Origin of the sequence: Methylobacillus sp. MM3 (assembly GCF_001645185.1) — a bacterium.
GTDB lineage: Bacteria > Pseudomonadota > Gammaproteobacteria > Burkholderiales > Methylophilaceae > MM2.
Genome location: NZ_LXTQ01000038.1, coordinates 1 through 394 on the forward strand (window position 1 = coordinate 1; position 394 = coordinate 394).

1 protein-coding gene is annotated in these 394 nt (G+C 52.3%); it reads left to right on the top strand.

What is annotated here, in order from left to right; genetic code table 11:
- Positions 1-261, top strand: a 261-nt coding sequence (locus A7976_RS10380) for a PspA/IM30 family protein (protein WP_205633494.1), incomplete at its 5' end; no start/stop codon positions are given.
- Positions 262-394 lie beyond the last annotated feature (133 nt).

A 394-nucleotide genomic window follows, 5' to 3' on the forward strand; every position in this document is an offset into this window, starting at 1 on the left:
GCCATGCAGCGTGCACAACAGGCTGTAACAACCTCTACCGTTGGCGCATCTTCCAGCGTTTCGACAGCGGCAGAATCCTTAAAACGCCTGCAAACGCGTCAGGCCGAACGTCAGGCTCGCCTGGATGCTGCCGCACAGTTGGAGAAAGTCGCAGACGGTCGCGACCTTGACGAAAAGCTGGCGGAAGCCGGAATTGGCGGTAGCAATAAAAGTAGCGCCCAGGATGTATTAGCAAGACTGCAACGCCAACAGGGCGAGTAATTTTTTTGCCAGCCTCGCTAAAAGGCTGGCAACTATTTTAAGGATAAAATATGTCTGGTTTTTTCCAGCGTCTGTTTGGCAAGGATAATAAGCCAGCTATCGCTCGTGGTCCGCTGGGACTTCATCTCAATAG